1 protein-coding gene and 1 pseudogene are annotated in these 1,942 nt (G+C 39.1%); both read right to left on the bottom strand.

The window, feature by feature from the left end; genetic code table 11:
• Positions 1-150 precede the first annotated feature (150 nt).
• Positions 151-1,303 (bottom strand): annotated as a pseudogene (locus OSCI_RS29030) (transposase).
• Positions 1,304-1,568: 265 nt separating this feature from the next.
• Positions 1,569-1,942: DUF4437 domain-containing protein (locus OSCI_RS10025; RefSeq protein ID WP_039962059.1), on the bottom strand; the 374-nt coding region annotated here is incomplete at its 5' end.

Below are 1,942 nucleotides of genomic sequence, written 5' to 3'. Positions count from 1 at the left end.
ATTCTCCTTACGGAGTTAATTTTATAGCCTAAAGTGTAACGCCAACGCAATGACGTTGTTTATTTTTGTCCAACTAGCTTCACCAATTAAAATTTATCTGGATGTAACTAATTTTCCTAGAGCGCTAGTCCAGTAAAAGGTATTGACAAATTAAACAGTATGTGCAGGCAGACAATTAGCAATTTTTCGAGGATGAGATTCAAACATACGAGCCAGAACATGAAGATTGTGAACAACCGCTATCCGTCGGAGGTCAAACAGGTTTTTACGTAAACCGATGTAGCGAGCTCGATCTCCCTGCCATTGACCAATATGGGCTAAACTATGTTCGACACTCACACGCTTTCTTAATTGCTGCCGACCAGATGAAGTAGTTTGACGTTCGCGTAATTCCTGCAATAAAGGTTCATCTGGGTGAATAGAAATACTGCGACCTTTAGGACTAACTGTACATTGAGAAACTAGAGGACAAGCCTGACATTGTTGTGGGGGAAATTGGACTTTTTTTCCTTCCACAAAAGGGATGCTGAGGTTATTAGGACAGCGAATTAAATGATTTGACCAGTCTATATGAAAAGCAGTTTTATCAAATTTATTCCCATTGCGAACTGGCCAAGCTTTACAGAAGATTGTCAAGTTAGCTTTGCGTTCTTTTACCCAATGGCTATTCAAGTAAGCACGGTCGATATGTAACTCTTCTAAAACCACTTGTTGAGATGCCAAGTCGAGGGCAATTGCCTCAGTAACGCTGGCTTCTGCTTGATTAGCGGGAGTAATTCCTACGGCTCTAATCATGCCTAAATTTAAGTCTTTCAGAATGTGGCGCTTATAACCATTAAATTTTTGGGAACGGCTTTAAGGAACGCGCATTATATCCTTGCAGTTGTTCGGCTTGCTCAATTGTCTGTTCTATTAAACGTTGATCGCCACCACCAGCAATTAAAGCAGCTCGGAATCTAACTAGAGTTCCTTTACCAAATGGTGCTTGTTCGCAATCCAGACAATCAAGGACTAACTGCCATCTTCTATCCATCACCATTGCTTCAATGACTTCATCATCTGACACTCCTGTATAAGCTTGCAAAATAATTGCTAGAGCTATTTGCGCTGGTGCTACCGGACATTTTCCCATAGTGCTATCTTTAAACAACAAATTGGTCAATTCTTGTTGAAATTGTTCATCAAATAATTCATGACGTATTTCTCTGAGAAATAAGAATAGTTTGGCTTTACGAATGCGTTTAGCCACTATTTGTTCTTGACCAGACAGTTTGATGGGAGGATTCCAGGTTGGTGGACGCATTGCTTGGCTCCGAGTATGTTGATCGGGATGGTTTTTCTAGCCCATCATAAAGAGTGATTTTTGTCAATCTCTTTTACTGGACTGGCGCTCTAGCAGTTAGAGAAAACTATAGAATATCTACAGAATTAAATCGTGATTGAGGCAATTGCGATCGCATCTGACTTCTACATTACAAAATAAAAGTTCATTAGCCTCCTAGAGAATAATTCGGGAGCTTGCTCATCCTAGGTTAATCATAGAATTACGTTTCCTGTAAACGCATCATTTACTTGACAAATATTCTTTTATGTGATGAGTAAATCGTTTGGGAGCTATCTCTATCAATTCTGGCAAAGCCAAAAAATCCATCAATCGTTCTCTCTCTAGGGATAATATTATAGCTAGGACAATAGCAGAAGTGATCCTTTGCAAGTAGGTAATTTCCTAGATCGCAATATCCACCTAAAATATATGCCTCTTCATTGTAGGAATAAATCATTCCATCGTGAGTGATATGGTGTGGTAAGGTGGCAAACATCAATGTTTCACCGCCATTATTATGTTGCCTTAAAAACTTTTTCTTGATTGTTACTTTCTCTGTGTTATGCCAAGACAACAATTTGCTATCCAAGGCTGGAATAAATTCATTTATTCTCGCAA

It is taken from the genome of Kamptonema sp. PCC 6506 (assembly GCF_000180455.1).
GTDB lineage: Bacteria > Cyanobacteriota > Cyanobacteriia > Cyanobacteriales > Microcoleaceae > Kamptonema > Kamptonema formosum.
The sequence above is the reverse complement of the archived record's forward strand: the minus strand, read 5'-3'. Positions and strand labels throughout refer to the sequence as shown.